Below are 15,212 nucleotides of genomic sequence, written 5' to 3' on the forward strand. Positions count from 1 at the left end.
CGTTCTCTATTGTTGAGGTTGCTGCAAGAAGAGACGACAGCATTCCATCCGGTCGAGACGTTCAACGTCTTTGTTGTCCACGTGCTTCAATGCTTGTGCGATCAAGTCGTAAGCTTCTGAAGGTTGATACGGGAGGATCAACATCGGCTCATGGACATGGAAATGCGCCGCAATTTCGTCCGCTTCGCTGTCTTCGATCAATTGCACAAACTGTTCCGCGCTCAGCTTCACGTCGTCATCCGGAGGAAGTGATGCGTCGGGTATCGGCAGCTCTTTCCACTCTGCTGAACGCGTGCGATAGAGCCATGCATATGCCGGGCCGAAGAATGCGGCGTGCTGTTGTGGTGTCAGGACTTCGATGACTCCCGGCAGGCGCCGGGTGTCGGGAAATCGGAATACGTAAGGCTCGCCATCGACTTTCACAATGCACCACGGATGAAGGCGCTGCGCCAGTTGATCGAGTGATTCTGGTGTCACGATCAACGAGAGCATTGGGTAGCCATCCGTGAGTTGTACTGCTTCACGCCATCTGGCGTCCAATGCGTCTGTCAAGGGCACGAGGACCGGAGATACTGCTTCTAATTCAGGCGAGGGATTTTTCGACAGGTCGTAGAGGCAACGCGAGACAATTTGCGATCTCTTTATCTGCGTGAGGCAGGGTTCGTTAAAGACGCAATCGAAAAGGGCGAACACGTTTGCGGGCGGCCACTTCTCTTGAAGTGAAGCGATCGTCTTCTCGAAGTCATCCATCCAACCGGGAACATGGCTGTTGATCAATTTTCGGGTTGGCTTGCTGTTCTTCATGAATTACGCCACTTTGGTAAAGGGAACACCGCTCGCGGCGCTCTTCTTCAGGCATTCGATGCAGACGCTCCTGGGCAGCATAGGCAGGTTCGGAGGAACGCCCTGCGGACCCGTCAGATTTTTCACACTGCCGTGGATATTGATTGCGCCCGGTGCTTTCATTGTGATTGCGCCGTTAATGATCTCGACCTGACATCCCCCCGCTGTCAGGCGAATGCTCTTTGCGGATGTGAAGTCAATATCGTTCATTACGGAAGTGATCCTAATATCCCTCTTTGCAATTGCCTCGATCTCGTCATCCTGTGCCTGGATCTGCACCTTGCCCTTGCCAGCGAAGAGCTTGATGCCGGACTTGGCGACGAACACGCTCCATGCTTCCTTGATCGCCATCGACAGCTTGTTGCCGACTGCGATGTTCGTTTCCTGTTGGCTCGATAGGTGAATGTGTTCGCCGGCGGCGATTTCATGGCTCTTCGGTGTTGCATTCACGATGCCTGCCGGGCTGGAGAAGGCGAGAATCGGTTCTTCGTAGCCCGGCACCTCTACCTTCTGCCCGGTTCCGCCTTGCTGTGTGTATGTCTTGCCGGCGACCTTGATCAGCCGTTCCGCTTCCTCGTTCGCATCCAGCGGATCGGCGTTGTGATCCTTCGCTGCATCGGACAAGGTTTTGGACAGCTCCAGGTTGCTCGCCAGCTGGTTGGCCAGCTCCTTGCTGTCCAGGTGGCTACTGCTTTCATTGCTCCTGGCATCGGTGCTGATGAGCATGCCCTGACCTGCACGAAGCGCGCCGTACTGGTCTGTGCGCAACTCGAAACCCTCGCCTCGCGGTTCCCCTTTTCCATCCCTTCGTGGATGAACGAGATAGCCTTGATTAAGCGCCGTCTTGCCGTGATCCGTTGCTACCCGGATGCGCTGCTCATTCGTGCTGTCATCCCACACGATCTCATTCAGCCCCCGTCCCTTATACATCTTGCTCTTGATGCCAGAGAGCGCCTTGTTGCCAGGGAGAGTGCCGGCATCGGTGAACGCTGCAGGACGATGCGTGCCGTTGTAGACCGAGCCGGTGACAATCGGACGGTCGATGTCTCCGTTGATGAACTGGATCAAGACCTCGTCGCCAATGCGCGGAATCCACACCTGCCCGTAGTGGTTGCCGGTCCACGGTTGCGCAACTCGGATCCAGAGCGAATCCTTGTCCGTGCCGCTCGCACCCGCGCCTTCGGCAAAGGCATGGTCAAGGCTGCGGGTGAACGGCATCCTGACCTTGATGCAGCCATACTCGTTGACGTGGATTTCTTCGCCGGGCGGGCCGACGACGACGGCAGTCAGCAGTGTCGGGGCGACCGGCTTTGAATGTTCGGTGGTGCTGAATGCAGGGATGATGGGGATATGGCGGCGGGTGGCATCGAAGTCGGTACGGAATATGGGTTCGCTGCCCTTGTCTTCCTGCAACAGGTTGTTGCGGGCAAACAGCCGGGTACGCAGTACCGTGAATTGCCGGTCTTCCGGCGCATCCTGGTCGTGCACCGGATGCTCGGCCAGTTCGAAATACCTGCCTACCGCCAGTTCGCGGTGGCTGCCGCTGCCGTTGAAGGTCTTGCTGGCGAATTCATGCGCGCCGATGCGCAGCTTGCCGTAGCGCGCGTAATCATCCTCATCATTGGCGCTGTGGTGCGGTTCGTAACGCACGTCTTCCAGCGTGCTGGCGAGCTTTTCGCCGTGTTCGCCCTGGTCGATGCCGGTGCCATCCTGCTGGGTACTGGTGACCACCGCTTTGTAGTCGTAGCTGGCGCGTTCGGTGCCGCCGGGTTGCAAAGTGCGTACGCCCTGCCAAGCGGTAATGCTGTCTTCGGACTCGGTGCCGTCGTCGCGGTGGAAGCGGACCTTGTCGGCGGTGGCCGGTTCCAGCACCGAGACGTCGTCGAACAGCACCAGCGTCAGTTTTGGATGCTCTCCCGGCGCGCCGGCCTCGCCATGCTCGAAGTACCAGCTGATCCCCTCCTGCGCGAGCCAGCGGCAAATGAACGCAGTATCGGACTCGTTGTATTGGGTGACCCAGGACTGGGCGGGATGTTCGCCCATGCAGCGGTCGTCGAGGTCGAAACAGGAGGCAAGGACAGGATTGTTCTGGCGGTGTTCCTGCAGAAGCACATCGACAAATTCAAGCACCGACAAGTCCTGGAACACGCGGCTGTTGACGCGGCGGGACAGGACGGCGAAGGGATCCTGCAGGGTGAGCACATAGCGGGTGAAGCCGCCGTCGGAGCCGGCGAATTCGGCACGGGTGACCAGGCCGCATAACGCACGCTCTTCGCCGCCATCGGTCAGCAGGGAGACCCGTACTGGCAAGCCAATGAACTGCTTCAGTTCCAGGTGCGCATCGGACGACAGGCAGGTCAGGGAGTAGGTGAAGCCTTCGGAAACCGCTTCATCGCCGGACAGTTCCTGCGGCAAGAGCGTGCGGTCCTCGACGCCGGAACCAGGCGCAAACGAGAGCGTGAACAGGCGGCCGGACTGGGTGAAGGCTAACGCGTCGAATGGAGACATTGATTGTCAAAGTGGTAACAAATTGAGTGTCGCCGACAATATCTGAAAACGATTTTCGATGCAATGTTTGCAATTTTTTGATTTCCAAGTTGCATCTTTACTATTTGTAACAAATTGTCTAATCTGAACTTTCGTGCCCGGGGGCCGACCATCGAGACAGCGACAGTAAAACTTCAACAGGGAGAAAAAGAATGAAGAATTCAGTCTGGGCAGCATTGGCAGCGGCGTCGACCGCGTTCATCCTCGCATCGTGCGGGGGCGGCGGTAGCGATACAACGACGGCCGCATCCGGTTCGGGCACGAGTACGGGAACCGGCACGCAGGCGTCCAGTACGACGATCTCCGGCTCCGCCGTGAAGGGGCCGGTGGCGAATGCAACCGTCACCATTAAGAATGCCGCGACTGGCGCAGTACTCGCGACGACCACGACCAATGCGGTAGGCGCCTACACGCTGAACGTACCCTTCACCGGCGACGTGATCGTGGAGATCAGTGGCGGCACGTATACCGACGAAGCTACCGGTGCGACGACAAACCTCTCTTCACCCATGAAGGTAGTGGTCAATGCCAACGGCAGCAATGTGACCGGCATGGTTACGCCGCTGACGACGATGGCGTATAGCTCGGCGTTCGGCGGCGGTGCGGCGGTGACGTCGAATGCATTCAATACATCGGCTGCAAAAATTGCTTCCCAGTTCAAGCTCACCAACGTCAACATCGTGACCACGCTGCCGACCGTGACGGGCACAACGGATGCCTACGGCCAGGTGCTGCGCGGCGTCTCAAAGTACATGCAGACGCAGGGCAAGACGCTGGACACCGTGACCAATACCACCTTCACGGCTGACCAACTCGCTGCATTCTCCAGCGCCTTCAACAGTGCCTATGCGTCGATCAATCCGGGTTCCGCGGTGAGCTTCAGCTTCGACAGCAGCGGTTTCAATGTGACCGGTACTGGCGCTGGCGGCGGGACCGGAACCTGCGGCGTCAATGTGCAGGGCACGGTCACAGCGCAAGGCTTCACGGTGCCGCTCAACATCAACTACTGCATCACCGGCATCGCGGCCGGTTCCTGCGGTACGGGCAACGCATCGGTCAGCCAGGCGCTCGCCGGGCAGAGTGGATTGGCGGGCGCGGCGAACTTGAATTACACCTACGCGTCCACCTGCGCCGCCGGTGCATTCACCGTGAACCTGCAATAAGCAGGCATCGGGTCATGCCGTTCCGGTGGATGGCATGACCCGTTCAACCCGCGAGGAAAAGCATGAAACGCTCCGACTCCCCACGCCGGCTCGTCCGGCATGTCCTGCCTGTAGTGCTTGCAATTGGTGCCAGTTGCGCAGCGGCCCAGGCCATCGAACGGGTCAAGGCTGGCGACGCTGAACTGGATTGCGCAGCGATCGCCAAGGAAACCCAGGCCATGGATGGATTCATTGCGGCGGGGGCGACGACGGAGAAGAATGCCGGTTCAGGTTCCGGCGGATTGTTCGGCGCGCTGGGTGCGATGGTAAGCAAGGCCTCGCAGCAACCCGCCGGGGAGAAGGCGCCGCCCGACGCCGATGCGCAGGAAAAGGCCACCCAGGCCCAGGCGCGCAAGGGTTTCCTTGTCCGCCTCGGTTCTGCAAAGGAATGCCAGCCCGGCGGACAGGGCGGCAAGCAGTTGACTGCCGAGCAGTTCCAGCAGATCGCGCAACACGCTCCCTCGCCACTGACCGTGGCCGCGATCCAGCCGGCGCTCGCCGCGCCGGTCACGCTCCTGCCGGTCGACGGCCTCGTCGAAGGCAAGTTGGATATGAAGGGGAAGCGTTTCTATATCGCCGAATTCCGCGTGCTGTTCGACATCGGTGGACAGGTCAGCGCCAATACGCGCGGCAGTTACCTGCCGGGCCGGGACTACGGTTCGACTCGGGCCAAGGTCAATTACGCGGTGCCGCAAATCGATGTCGCTGCCTTCCAGGCGATCACCGACAAGGCCTGGGAAGATTTCCAGGCGCGCCTGACCGCGGCGGGCATCAAGCCGGAAGACCGGGAAGCCTTCGAGCGCGAGAACGGCGCGATCTACGAAGCCACCGAGGAGGCCAGCAAGCCGGGCAAGCCGGTGTTCATCGAAAAGAACTACGGGCATGCCGAGCGCAAGTTCCTGGTGATGGCGCCGACCGGCACGAAGGTCCACGCGCGCGGCTTTGCGGGATTGGGCGCGGGCAATATCGGCAAGCGCATCGAATGGAGCAAGAGCAACCTGGAAGCCCTGTCGATCTCGGTCGCCGTCAACATCGCCGCGCTGGAATCTTCCGGCTCGGGGATGACCATGATCAAGCGAGGATCGAGCGCCAGCGCCGGCGAAGGGATGTCGATCAGCATGGCGCCGGATACCCTGCTGGTGCAGAGTCATGCGCACACCAACATCCTGCGCATGAACGGGCCACTGGTGGTCGACGGCAGCTTTGCGTCCTTCCGCGAGGTCGGGGGCTACGATACGGACAAGGATGCGGTCGGCAGGACGATGGGCCTCCTGACCAACCTTGCAGGGATGGGCGCCAACAAGACTAGGCGCACCGATACGGAAGTGGATCTCGACGGTCCTGCTACCGGGCGGATGGCGATGCAGGGTCTGGCGACGATCAACCAGGCAATCGCCGACCGGATCAAGGCGGGACTCTCGTCTCCCTGAACAGCTGCGGCGTGATTCCAAAGCGCCGCTCAAATGCCTTCGTCAATTGCGGCGTTCCGGAGAAACCGGTTTGCGCGGCGATCTCTTTCAGGCTGCGGCCAGTTTCCAGCAAGTGCCGGACGCGGTCCACCCGCAGAACTTCGACGAAGCGCGCGGGCGTCTCTCCCATCGTCGCCGTGAACTTGCGGTAGAAGCTGCGCTCGGACATTGCCACCCGCTCCGCGAGCTGCGGCACATCGAGCGGCTGCTGCAGGTTGGCAGCCATCCAGTCGACCAGCTTGCCGAAAGGCGCGCCCGCCTTCGCCTGCGCCTTCAGCACCGGGCTGAACTGCGACTGATAGCCGGGACGGCGCGCGTACAAAACCAGTCGTGCAGCAATGCGGTTCGCGGCCTTGCTGCCAAGGTCCCGTTCCACCATCGCCAGGCACATGTCGATGCCGGTCGTCACGCCGGCCGAGGTCCACAGATCGCCGTCCTCGACGTACAAGGAATCGGCGTCCACCTCCACGGCGGGGAAATCCGACTCCAGTTCCTTGCAGGCCGACCAGTGTGTCGCGACGCGGCGGCCGTCCACCATGCCCAGCTCGGCAAGCAGGAATACGCCGGTACAGATCGATCCGTAGCGCTTGGCCGAGGCGCCTGCCTTCCTGACCCAGTCGGCAATGATGCGGTCGCCTGCCAGCCGGCGCAGCACGTGTTCGTCGCCGCCGGCAATCAGCAGGATATCGACGCTCTCCGGCGGCAGTGTGCGCAGCGCGCGGGTGGCGAGCTGCACCGCGCAACTGCTGCTGACCGTGCCGCCCCGGGCCGACACGATATGGACGTCGTAGAAAGTGCGACCGCAGCAATCGTTGGCGCCGCCGAAGACGGACGCCGGGCCGGTGACATCCAGGATCTGGACGCCGTCGAAAACGAGGATGGCAAGGGTATGGGGCATTGGCAGAATTTAACGCTTTTCTGTCATTTCTGCCAGATGCCACAGGCCTAGAATCGTTTTCATCCCATTCCCCGAGGAACACCCATGACAACACCCATCCATATCGGCTTCCTGCTGTTTCCCAACGTCACCCAGCTCGACATGACCGGGCCGCTACAGATCCTGAGCCGCGTGCCCGGCGCGAAGACGCACCTGGTCTGGAAGCGGTACGAGCCGGTCGAGACCGATGCCCGCTTCACCATCAATCCGACCGTGTCGTTCGCCGACTGTCCGCAGCTCGACGTCCTGTGCGTACCGGGCGGATTTGGCGTTGGCGACATGGTGCTCGATGCCGAGGTGCTGGACTTCCTCCGTCGGCAGGCGGAGGGCGCGCGCTATGTGACGTCGGTCTGCAACGGCGCCCTGCTGCTGGGGGCGGCCGGCCTGCTCAAGGGCTACCGTTCCGCCTGCCACTGGATGTGGCGCGATTACCTGCATCGCTTTGGCGCGGAGCCGGTGGCCGAGCGCGTGGTGCGCGACCGCAACCGCATCTCGGGCGGCGGCGTTACGGCGGGCATCGATTTCGGGTTGACGCTGGCGGCGGAACTGGCGGGGGAAGAGACGGCGAAGATGCTCCAGCTCGCGTTCGAATACGATCCGCAACCGCCCTTCGATTGCGGCACGCCGGACAAGGCAGGCAGCGAGATCACGGCCCGCCTGCGCGCAATGCAGCACGAGAAGCTGGTGCTGGCCGAACAAAAGATTTTCAGCGTACCCGTGTGAAAGGATTTCACCATGCTTGAACTGCGCCCCAGCTGCGAACACTGCAACAAGTCGCTTCCGCCGGACGCGAGCGAAGCGATGATCTGCAGCTTCGAATGCACCTTCTGCCGCGATTGTGTGGACGCGGTACTCGACAACGTGTGCCCGAACTGTGGCGGCGGGTTTGCCCCGCGTCCCATCCGTCCACAGGCAAAGCTGGCAAAAAATCCGCCAAGCGGCAAGGTCGTGTACAAGCCGGTGGATCGGGAAAAGCACGCAGCGTTCGCGGCGGGATTCCGGGACATCCCGCCGCACCAGCGATGATCAGGCCGACATCAGCACCGGCAGCGTCATCGACTCCAGCAGCGTGCGGGTGACGCCGCCCAGCATGATTTCGCGGAAGCGCGAGTGCCCGTAGCAGCCGGTCACCAGCATGTCGGAACCGAGGTCTGCCGCGAGCGACAGCAGGGAATTGCCGACATCGATGCGCGTCTTCTGCCGGATCACGTTCACCTTGACGCCATGGCGTGCGAGGTAGAGGGCGATATCGGCGCCCGGCACATCGCCGTGGGCGTCGCCTCTTTCCTCGGCATTGAACACCGCCACCTCGACGATATCCGCCCGCCGCAACATCGGGATCGCGTTGACGACCGCGCGTGTCGCACTCACCCCGGCGTCCCATGCCACCAGCACCCGTTTTCCGATGCCTTCGAAGCGGCCGGCGTGCGGAACAACCAGCACCGGACGTCCCGCATTGAGCACGACGTATTCCGGGAAGTCGGGCAGCACCACCGGCGATGGTTCATCCGGGTTGGCCTGGCCCAGCACCAGCAGGTCGCTGTAGCGGCCGCGCAGTGCCAGCCCGGCGCCGGCCTCGTCGTCGATCATGGCGCTTTCCCAGGATCGCACGTCCGCGTTCTGCATCTGGGTCTCGAAATCGTCCAGCGCGTGGCGCGCCCGCTGGCGCAGTGCTTCGAGGTGATGCGCGAGATGGTTCGAGGCGGGGGGAACCATCGGGTCCATCATGCCGGATTGGTAGATGTAACGCGAGACACCGGTCGTCGCGACGCCGACCAGATGTGCGTTTTCCTGCACGGCGATCGACGCGGCCAGGTCAATGTACTGCTTCGCATGCCGGCACTTGTCCGCATGCACGATGATGGTCTTGTATGACATGTCGTCCTCCTTCGGTGAAGTGACTCGTCAGTGTTTCTCCTTCTTCCTCCGGTAAACCAGCACCGGGATATCGCACAGCGAAAGCACTTTCGATGTAACGCTACCCACCAGCAATTGCTCGATGCCGCTGCGCCCGTGGGATCCGATAAAGATCAGGTCGCAGTTCATTTCCCGCGCCATCTCGACAATCTTGTGCGCGGGCTTGTTCGAATGGACGGTCATGGCCGTCACCTTGAGCCCGGATTCGGCGGCCGCGCTGCACAGGCCGGCCAGGTAACCGTCGCCGGTCTTGCGCGTCGCCTCGCGGAATTCCTCTTCGGTAGGATAGGACGGCGGAATGATCTCGACGCTGACCGGATACTGGTACTCCGGCGCAACATGGAGTCCGACAACTTCCGCATCGCACATGGCGGCAAACTCGACGCCGGCCAGCGCGGCGAATTCGGCCAGCTCGGACCCGTCGGTCGGGACTAGTATCCGCGTATACATGGTGTCGCTCCCCTTGGTTTCCCTTGAATCCACTATAGTCACGCACTGCAGCAAATGCACGGCACCCGGTTGATCTCAGTCAATCAATCCGGGAAAAGGGCGGCGGCATGTCTCCCTGCGCTGCGGCCCAACACTTCCTCGAAGAACCTTGTGTCGGTGTATCGGTCGAACCGGAAGATTGAATTCCAGTTACTAGAAACAATTCCAAGGAACCGCGGTGCTGCCGCCTATCGAACCCTACCGCGCGATTGCCGAAAGCGCGGTCGATCCTATTTTCGTCAATGACCCAAGCGGTTGCGTCCGTTACGCCAATCCGGCGGCGGTGAAGATCTTCGGCTATTCCGAAGAGGAGTTCGCCGGGGCCTGCCTGCACGACCTCATCCATCACCATCGTCCCGATGGCACGCCCTATCCCCGCGAGGCATGTCCCTTGTATCGCGCGTATACCAACGGCAAAAGCGTGCACGAAATCGTCGAGACCTTTGTCCGCAAGGATGGCAGCTTCGTCACTATGGCCGCCAGCGTAACACCTGCCCGTGTCGAAGGCGGACAGGAAGCCACGGTCTTCTTCATGCGCGATGTCACCGAGCGCATCCGCGCGCAGCAGGCACTGGCGGAAAGCGAGCAGCGCTTCCGGCTGATCACCAATTCCATGCCGCAACTCGTCTGGGTCATGTCGCCGGACGGCAGGATCAATTACGTCAACGACCGGTTCCGCCAGTATGTGGGACCGCAACTGGATCTTGGCGAGAACTATGCGTCCCCCGTGCATCCCGACGACCAGGAAGCCACGCACCGGGCTGTCGAACATGCGCTGCATACCGGGAATGACTTCCGCATCGAACATCGCGGCAGGGCCGCCGATGGCAGCTATCGATGGTTCCTCGCGCACGGCGTGCCATTGAAGGATGCCGAGGGAAACGTGCTCGCGTGGTACGGCTGCTCCACCGACATCGATGACATCCGTCACGCCGGCGATGCCTTGCGGCGAAGCCAGGAAACCGTGCGGCTGGCGGCGGAGCTGACCAACCTCGGCTTGTGGGAGTTCTACACGGAAACCGGAGAACTGCTCTGGGATGAAACCAACCGCCGCACCTATGGCGTGCCGCAGGACCGTCCGGTCAACTACGACCTGTTCATTTCCTGCATTCATCCGGACGACCGGGAGCGCGTCGACCGGACCGCGCGCAAGTTCACCGTGCCCGGCAGCACCGGCCGCTTCTTTACCGAATACCGCATCCTTCGCCTCAGCGACGGCGCGGAACGCTGGCTCAAGGTCAACGGCGAATCGCTCGTGGACCAGGATGGGCACACGCGCTTCGTCGGCACCACGCTCGACATCACCGACATCAAGCTGGCCGAACAGCGCATTCGCCACGCATCGCAGCGCGACCCCTTGACCGGCCTGCCGAACCGCGCCCTGCTGTTCGAGTATTGCGAGCATCTGCTCGCCATCGCACAGCGCACGCGCAGCAGCGGCGCCCTGCTGTTCATCGATCTCGACCGCTTCAAGCCGGTGAACGACACGTACGGTCATGGCGTCGGCGACCAGGTGCTCAAGCAGGTGGCCAAGCGGCTCAGCGACTGCACCCGGCAGGAAGACATCGTCGGACGTCTCGGCGGTGACGAGTTTGTGGTAGCGTTGCCGCATCCGGATGACGTACACGGCCCCGCAACGGTGGCGCGCAATATCGTCGAGAAGCTGAGCGAGCCCTACCATATCGGCGACCTGCAGCTGCATCTCTCGCCCTCGATCGGGATCAGCCTCTATCCCCGCCATGGCGGCGACCTCGACGCCCTGATCAAGTGCGCCGACGCCGCCATGTACGAGGCAAAGAAGGCGGGCCGGAAGCGCTACCGCTTCTACAATCCCGCCATCGACCAGGGCGCGGACCAGCATCTCCAGCTCGAACTGCGCCTGCGCGATGCGGTCGAGCGCGGCGAATTCCTCCTGCTGTACCAGCCGGTGATGGATGTCGGCAGCGCTTCCCCCTCCGGCGCGGAAGCACTGCTGCGCCTTCCCATGCCCGATGGCGCCATGCTGGCGCCGGCGCAGTTCCTGCACGTGGCCGAGGCGGCCGGCCTGATCAACCGCATCGGCGAATGGGTTGCGCAGGAAGCCTGCCGCCAGCACCAGCAGTGGCGCCAGGCCGGGCTGCCGGCAATTAACATCGCCATCAATGTCGCACCCCAGCAGTTCCGTCAGCGCTCCTTCATCCGCTACCTGGCCAACAGCCTCCAGGATAGCGGCATGGATCCTTCCTGCCTGCAGATCGAACTCAAGGAGAGTTCGGTGCTGGAAGACGTGAACGACACGATCACCGCACTGGAAGAGATCCGCGCCATCGGCATCCGCGTTGCACTCGACGATTTCGGTGTCGGATTTTCGAGCGTGCGCCTGTTGAGCAGCCTGCCGATCGACGCATTGAAGATCGACCAGTCCTTCGTCAGCCGCATCGGCCACGATGCCAAGAGCCAGGTGATTGCCGATACCGTGCTCGCGCTCGGCCGCACCCTGAACCTCCAGGTCGTCGGCGAAGGCATCGAATCGGAAGACATCTTCGACTATCTGCGCGGACATGGCTGCAACCAGGCGCAAGGCTATTATTTCAGCGGCCCGCTGACGGCGGACGAGTTCGTCCACTGGTTTCATGCGGCCCAGCCGGAGCGGCATGCGATGCACTGAGTTTGCGTATTCGCACGAACTTGTCAGCGCGTGAAGAATCCGCTTGACGACGTTCGCCTGCAATGGTTTCCTTCTGACATCCACTTCTCCGTTGCCGGATCGGCGGCAACGACAACAACATTCCATGCGCATTCGAACTCGCCTGCTGTTGCTGGTTCTCGCTGTCCTGGTTCCCGCCTTCCTTGTGGCGGCTTTCGGCATCGTCTACATGTACAAGGAAGAGCGCGCCTTTCACCGCGAGAACATGCGCGAAACGGTACGCGCGCTGGCGCTGGTGATCGACAAGGAGGTGGCCAGGAGGGAGGCATTGCTGCAGACGCTGGCCGCATCGCCCACGCTGGACCGGGGCGATTTCGAGGCCTTCTACCGCTACGCGCAGGCGCTTGCGCAGGGCGACGCGGCCATCATCCTGCACCACATCAACGGCGTCGACCAGATCATTAACACCCGCCTGCCCTACGGCACCCCCTTGCCGAAGCTGCTGCCGGTTGCCCGCGAGCTGCGCAGCCGGCATCCGCCCGACGTCACGCTCATCACCAACCTGTATATGGCGCCGAGCGGAAATGGGCCCAGTTTCGGCGTGCAGGTGCCCGTCAAGCGCGACGGAAAGGTGGTGTATTACCTGATGATGGGGTCGACCGTGAAGGAGTTGCAAACGGTCTTCAGCGAGCAGCGCCTTCCGCGGGAGTGGCATGCCGGGATCGTGGATCGCGACGGCGTCCTGCTCGCCCGCAGCAAGGAACCGGAGACGTACGTGGGCAAGCAGGTGCGCGGAGATTTCGCCGCCGCGCTGCGCACCGGCGAGGGATTCCATGAGGGCCGCACCCTCTCGGGCGTGCCGGCAACGGCGTTCTTCAGCCGTGCACCAACGTCGGGCTGGACGTTCTTCGTCAGCGTGCCCAGCAGCGTGCTCAAGCAGCCGGCCGAGGATGCCGCCCTGCTGATGGCGGGCATTTCATTGTTCGTGATCGCACTGACTGCGCTTGCCGCCATTGCCGTCGCGCGGCGTACCGCACGATCCGTGGAGCTGCTGCGCCGGGCGGCCGAACGGCTCGGACGCGGAGAGCATATCGAGCATGAACACACCGGCACGCTGGAAATCGACGCGGTCAACGAGGCCATTGCCAAGGCGGGCGAGGATATCCGCAATGCGCGCGCCAGCCTGGAACAGCGTGTCGCCGAGGCCGTGGCTTCCGCCGAACGCTCGCAGCGCGCGCTTTTGCAGGCACAGAAACTGGAAGCGCTGGGACGGCTCACCGGCGGCATTGCCCATGATTTCAACAATGTGCTGCAAACCGTCACCACGGGCCTCGAGCTGGCCCGCCTGCGCACGACGGAACCGCTGGCGGTCTCCTCCCTGGAGTCCTGCAAGCGTGCGGTGCAGCGCGCGTCTGAACTGACACGTCAGCTTGCCGTGTTTGGACGGGTGCAGGACGCGCGGCTGGAGACGATCGATCCGAACCGGCAATTGATGGAAATGGCGTCGCTGCTGCGCAGCGGCTTGCGTGCCGACATTGATTTCCAGTTCGATGTGCCGTTGCAGCTCTGGCCCGTCACTGTCGATCCGCTGCAGCTCGAACTGGCGCTGCTGAACCTGACCATCAACGCGCGCGATGCGATGCCGGAGGGCGGCGTCCTGCAACTGCAGGCGCGTAATGAAACGCTCCGCATGCAGGCGGGCGAACTCGCTCCCGGCGATTACCTCCGGCTGACCGTGGCGGACAACGGCGAGGGCATGTCGTCCGAGGTCCTGGCCAAGGCCCTCGATCCCTTCTTCACGACCAAGCGCGTGGGCAAGGGATCGGGCATGGGACTGCCACAAGCCTACGGTTTCGCACGCCAGAACGGCGGCACGCTCATCCTCCGCAGCCGACCGGGCGAAGGCACGCAGGCCGTGCTCTATCTGCCGCGCGCCGACCGGTCCGTAGACACGCCGCGCCAGGATAGCCGGCTGCCCGAGCGCAAGGCCGGGCGCGAAACCGTGCTGTTCGTGGAAGACGATCCGCTGGTACGCGACGTCGTGCCGGCGGCCCTGCAGGAAGCGGGTTTCCGCGTGCTGTGTGCGGCCGATGGAGAACAGGCATTGCGCATGCTCGATAACGGCGAGCAGATCGACCTCCTGTTCACCGACATCGTCATGCCCGGCAACCTCAATGGCATCGAGCTGGCGCAGCAGGCGCGCACCCGTTTCCCCGCCGTGCGCGTCGTGCTCGCTACCGGTTATACCGAACAGCGCGTGCAGCTTCCCGACGTGCGCACGCTCGCCAAACCCTACGAAGTTCCGCAGGCCGTGGACGCCCTGCTCGACGCGCTCGGGTCACGCTGACTTCCTGTCATCAAAGCTTCATCTTTCTGTCATTCAGCGGTCATGCCTGCCACGTAGCATCCCGCCCGTGGACAGGTTTCTTCATTTTTCCGGAATCGACATCGTCATCGTGCGAGACGGCGACGAGGTTGAAGTCGACGTCCAGGGAGAAGGGCCGGTCAAGACCAGGCCGACGTGCTGGTCAACACGCGCATCGCGGCCGATGCCGCCAACCCGCGCTTCTAAGACGATCCGAAGGGCAGTGCCGGCACCGCGCAGAAGGGCAATTCCAACGGGCATATCATCCGCTGGGCGGAGAACAACGGCGATGTGACGGCCACCGGGTTCAAGTGGGATGTGTTCCTGTTCAGAGCACGATCCACGGCCGATGCGAGCAACATCAATGTCTCCAACCAGACGGCGGCGAATGATTTCTCCAGCCCGGACGGGTTGTGGTTTTCGCCGAGTACCGGGCTACTGTGGATCGAAACGGATGACGGTGCCTATACCGACGTGACCAACTGCATGCTGCTGGCTGCGGTGGCGGGCAAGGTGGGCGATGGGGTGAAGAAGACCATCAACAATGTCGATGGCGCTGCGAGCAAGGCAATGGAAACCTATGTGGGCGCATCATTGGGCGAAACCAACTTGCGGCGCTTCCTTGTCGGGCCAAAAGAGTGCGAGATCACCGGCATTGCCGAGACGCAGGATGGGAAGGCGCTGTTTGTAAATATCCAGCATCCGGGGGAGGACACGGCGCCGGTGTTTGGCGATCCGGCTTCGTTCGGGAGCCATTGGCCGGACGGCGTAAGGCTTTCCGCGGTGGCCCGATGCATCGGGTCACCGCAGGGATAAT

General features: G+C 62.3%; 11 protein-coding genes and 1 pseudogene. 7 read left to right on the plus strand and 5 right to left on the minus strand.

Annotated features, from left to right (window positions below; all coding sequences use genetic code 11):
• Nucleotides 1-6 precede the first annotated feature (6 nt).
• Both ACNOHI_RS14625 and ACNOHI_RS14630 read right to left on the minus strand, forming a co-directional pair.
• Entirely contained in the window at nucleotides 7-804 is a 798-nt protein-coding gene (locus ACNOHI_RS14625; protein WP_420475413.1) for a DUF4123 domain-containing protein, read from the minus strand.
• A gap of 3 nt (nucleotides 805-807) precedes the next feature.
• Entirely contained in the window at nucleotides 808-3,351 is a 2,544-nt protein-coding gene (locus tag ACNOHI_RS14630) for a type VI secretion system Vgr family protein (protein ID WP_420475414.1), read from the minus strand.
• 191 nt (nucleotides 3,352-3,542) lie between these two features.
• On the opposite strand from ACNOHI_RS14630, the gene ACNOHI_RS14635 reads away from it, so the two are divergent.
• Together ACNOHI_RS14635 and ACNOHI_RS14640 are read left to right on the plus strand one after the other, a co-directional pair.
• Entirely contained in the window at nucleotides 3,543-4,553 is a 1,011-nt protein-coding gene (locus ACNOHI_RS14635; RefSeq protein ID WP_420475415.1) for a carboxypeptidase-like regulatory domain-containing protein, read from the plus strand.
• A 62-nt stretch (nucleotides 4,554-4,615) separates the two neighbouring features.
• Complete coding sequence (locus ACNOHI_RS14640; RefSeq protein ID WP_420475416.1) at nucleotides 4,616-6,022, plus strand: hypothetical protein; 1,407 nt, start codon at nucleotides 4,616-4,618, stop codon at nucleotides 6,020-6,022.
• Here the strand turns inward: ACNOHI_RS14640 and ACNOHI_RS14645 are convergent.
• On the minus strand, nucleotides 5,997-6,959 hold the full coding sequence (locus tag ACNOHI_RS14645) for a GlxA family transcriptional regulator (RefSeq protein ID WP_420475417.1): 963 nt from the start codon (nucleotides 6,957-6,959) through the stop codon (nucleotides 5,997-5,999). The two genes, ACNOHI_RS14640 and ACNOHI_RS14645, sit on opposite strands and share 26 nt — an antisense overlap.
• An 84-nt stretch (nucleotides 6,960-7,043) precedes the next feature.
• On the opposite strand from ACNOHI_RS14645, the gene ACNOHI_RS14650 reads away from it, so the two are divergent.
• Both ACNOHI_RS14650 and ACNOHI_RS14655 read left to right on the plus strand, forming a co-directional pair.
• Nucleotides 7,044-7,721, plus strand: coding sequence for a DJ-1/PfpI family protein (locus ACNOHI_RS14650; protein ID WP_420475418.1), 678 nt, complete (start codon nucleotides 7,044-7,046; stop codon nucleotides 7,719-7,721).
• Nucleotides 7,722-7,733: 12 nt separating this feature from the next.
• On the plus strand, nucleotides 7,734-8,024 hold the full coding sequence (locus tag ACNOHI_RS14655; RefSeq protein WP_420475419.1) for a DUF1272 domain-containing protein: 291 nt from the start codon (nucleotides 7,734-7,736) through the stop codon (nucleotides 8,022-8,024).
• Here ACNOHI_RS14655 and ACNOHI_RS14660 read toward each other — a convergent pair whose 3' ends face one another.
• Together ACNOHI_RS14660 and ACNOHI_RS14665 are read right to left on the minus strand one after the other, a co-directional pair.
• Nucleotides 8,025-8,876 (minus strand): universal stress protein, encoded by an 852-nt coding sequence (locus ACNOHI_RS14660; RefSeq protein ID WP_420475420.1) that lies wholly within the window; start codon nucleotides 8,874-8,876, stop codon nucleotides 8,025-8,027.
• 27 nt (nucleotides 8,877-8,903) lie between these two features.
• Nucleotides 8,904-9,365: a universal stress protein gene (locus tag ACNOHI_RS14665; RefSeq protein WP_420475421.1), complete on the minus strand. Its 462-nt coding sequence runs from the start codon at nucleotides 9,363-9,365 to the stop codon at nucleotides 8,904-8,906.
• A gap of 217 nt (nucleotides 9,366-9,582) precedes the next feature.
• Here ACNOHI_RS14665 and ACNOHI_RS14670 point away from each other — a divergent pair, with 217 nt between their 5' ends.
• From ACNOHI_RS14670 to ACNOHI_RS14680, 3 genes and pseudogenes are all read left to right on the plus strand, one after another.
• Nucleotides 9,583-12,051, plus strand: coding sequence for an EAL and GGDEF domain-containing protein (locus tag ACNOHI_RS14670; protein ID WP_420475422.1), 2,469 nt, complete (start codon nucleotides 9,583-9,585; stop codon nucleotides 12,049-12,051).
• A 124-nt stretch (nucleotides 12,052-12,175) separates the two neighbouring features.
• A complete protein-coding gene (locus tag ACNOHI_RS14675; RefSeq protein ID WP_420475423.1) occupies nucleotides 12,176-14,377 on the plus strand; it encodes an ATP-binding protein in 2,202 nt (733 codons plus the stop codon).
• A 261-nt stretch (nucleotides 14,378-14,638) separates the two neighbouring features.
• Nucleotides 14,639-15,211: pseudogene (locus tag ACNOHI_RS14680) on the plus strand (alkaline phosphatase PhoX); the annotation flags it as partial.
• Between the last annotated feature and the right edge of the window lies 1 nt (nucleotide 15,212).

The sequence above is a fragment of the Noviherbaspirillum sp. ST9 genome (genome assembly GCF_048799745.1).
Lineage (GTDB): Bacteria > Pseudomonadota > Gammaproteobacteria > Burkholderiales > Burkholderiaceae_D > Noviherbaspirillum.

What these genes read in the sequence shown, in the direction of transcription:
- ACNOHI_RS14630 (WP_420475414.1), bottom strand. Translation starts at nt 3,351, where the DNA reads ATGTCTCCATTCGACGCGTTAGCCTTCACCCAGTCCGGCCGCCTGTTC.
- ACNOHI_RS14655 (WP_420475419.1), top strand. Translation starts at nt 7,734, where the DNA reads ATGCTTGAACTGCGCCCCAGCTGCGAACACTGCAACAAGTCGCTTCCG.
- ACNOHI_RS14635 (WP_420475415.1), top strand. Translation starts at nt 3,543, where the DNA reads ATGAAGAATTCAGTCTGGGCAGCATTGGCAGCGGCGTCGACCGCGTTC.
- ACNOHI_RS14650 (WP_420475418.1), top strand. Translation starts at nt 7,044, where the DNA reads ATGACAACACCCATCCATATCGGCTTCCTGCTGTTTCCCAACGTCACC.
- ACNOHI_RS14675 (WP_420475423.1), top strand. Translation starts at nt 12,176, where the DNA reads ATGCGCATTCGAACTCGCCTGCTGTTGCTGGTTCTCGCTGTCCTGGTT.
- ACNOHI_RS14640 (WP_420475416.1), top strand. Translation starts at nt 4,616, where the DNA reads ATGAAACGCTCCGACTCCCCACGCCGGCTCGTCCGGCATGTCCTGCCT.
- ACNOHI_RS14665 (WP_420475421.1), bottom strand. Translation starts at nt 9,365, where the DNA reads ATGTATACGCGGATACTAGTCCCGACCGACGGGTCCGAGCTGGCCGAA.
- ACNOHI_RS14660 (WP_420475420.1), bottom strand. Translation starts at nt 8,876, where the DNA reads ATGTCATACAAGACCATCATCGTGCATGCGGACAAGTGCCGGCATGCG.
- ACNOHI_RS14625 (WP_420475413.1), bottom strand. Translation starts at nt 804, where the DNA reads ATGAAGAACAGCAAGCCAACCCGAAAATTGATCAACAGCCATGTTCCC.
- ACNOHI_RS14645 (WP_420475417.1), bottom strand. Translation starts at nt 6,959, where the DNA reads ATGCCCCATACCCTTGCCATCCTCGTTTTCGACGGCGTCCAGATCCTG.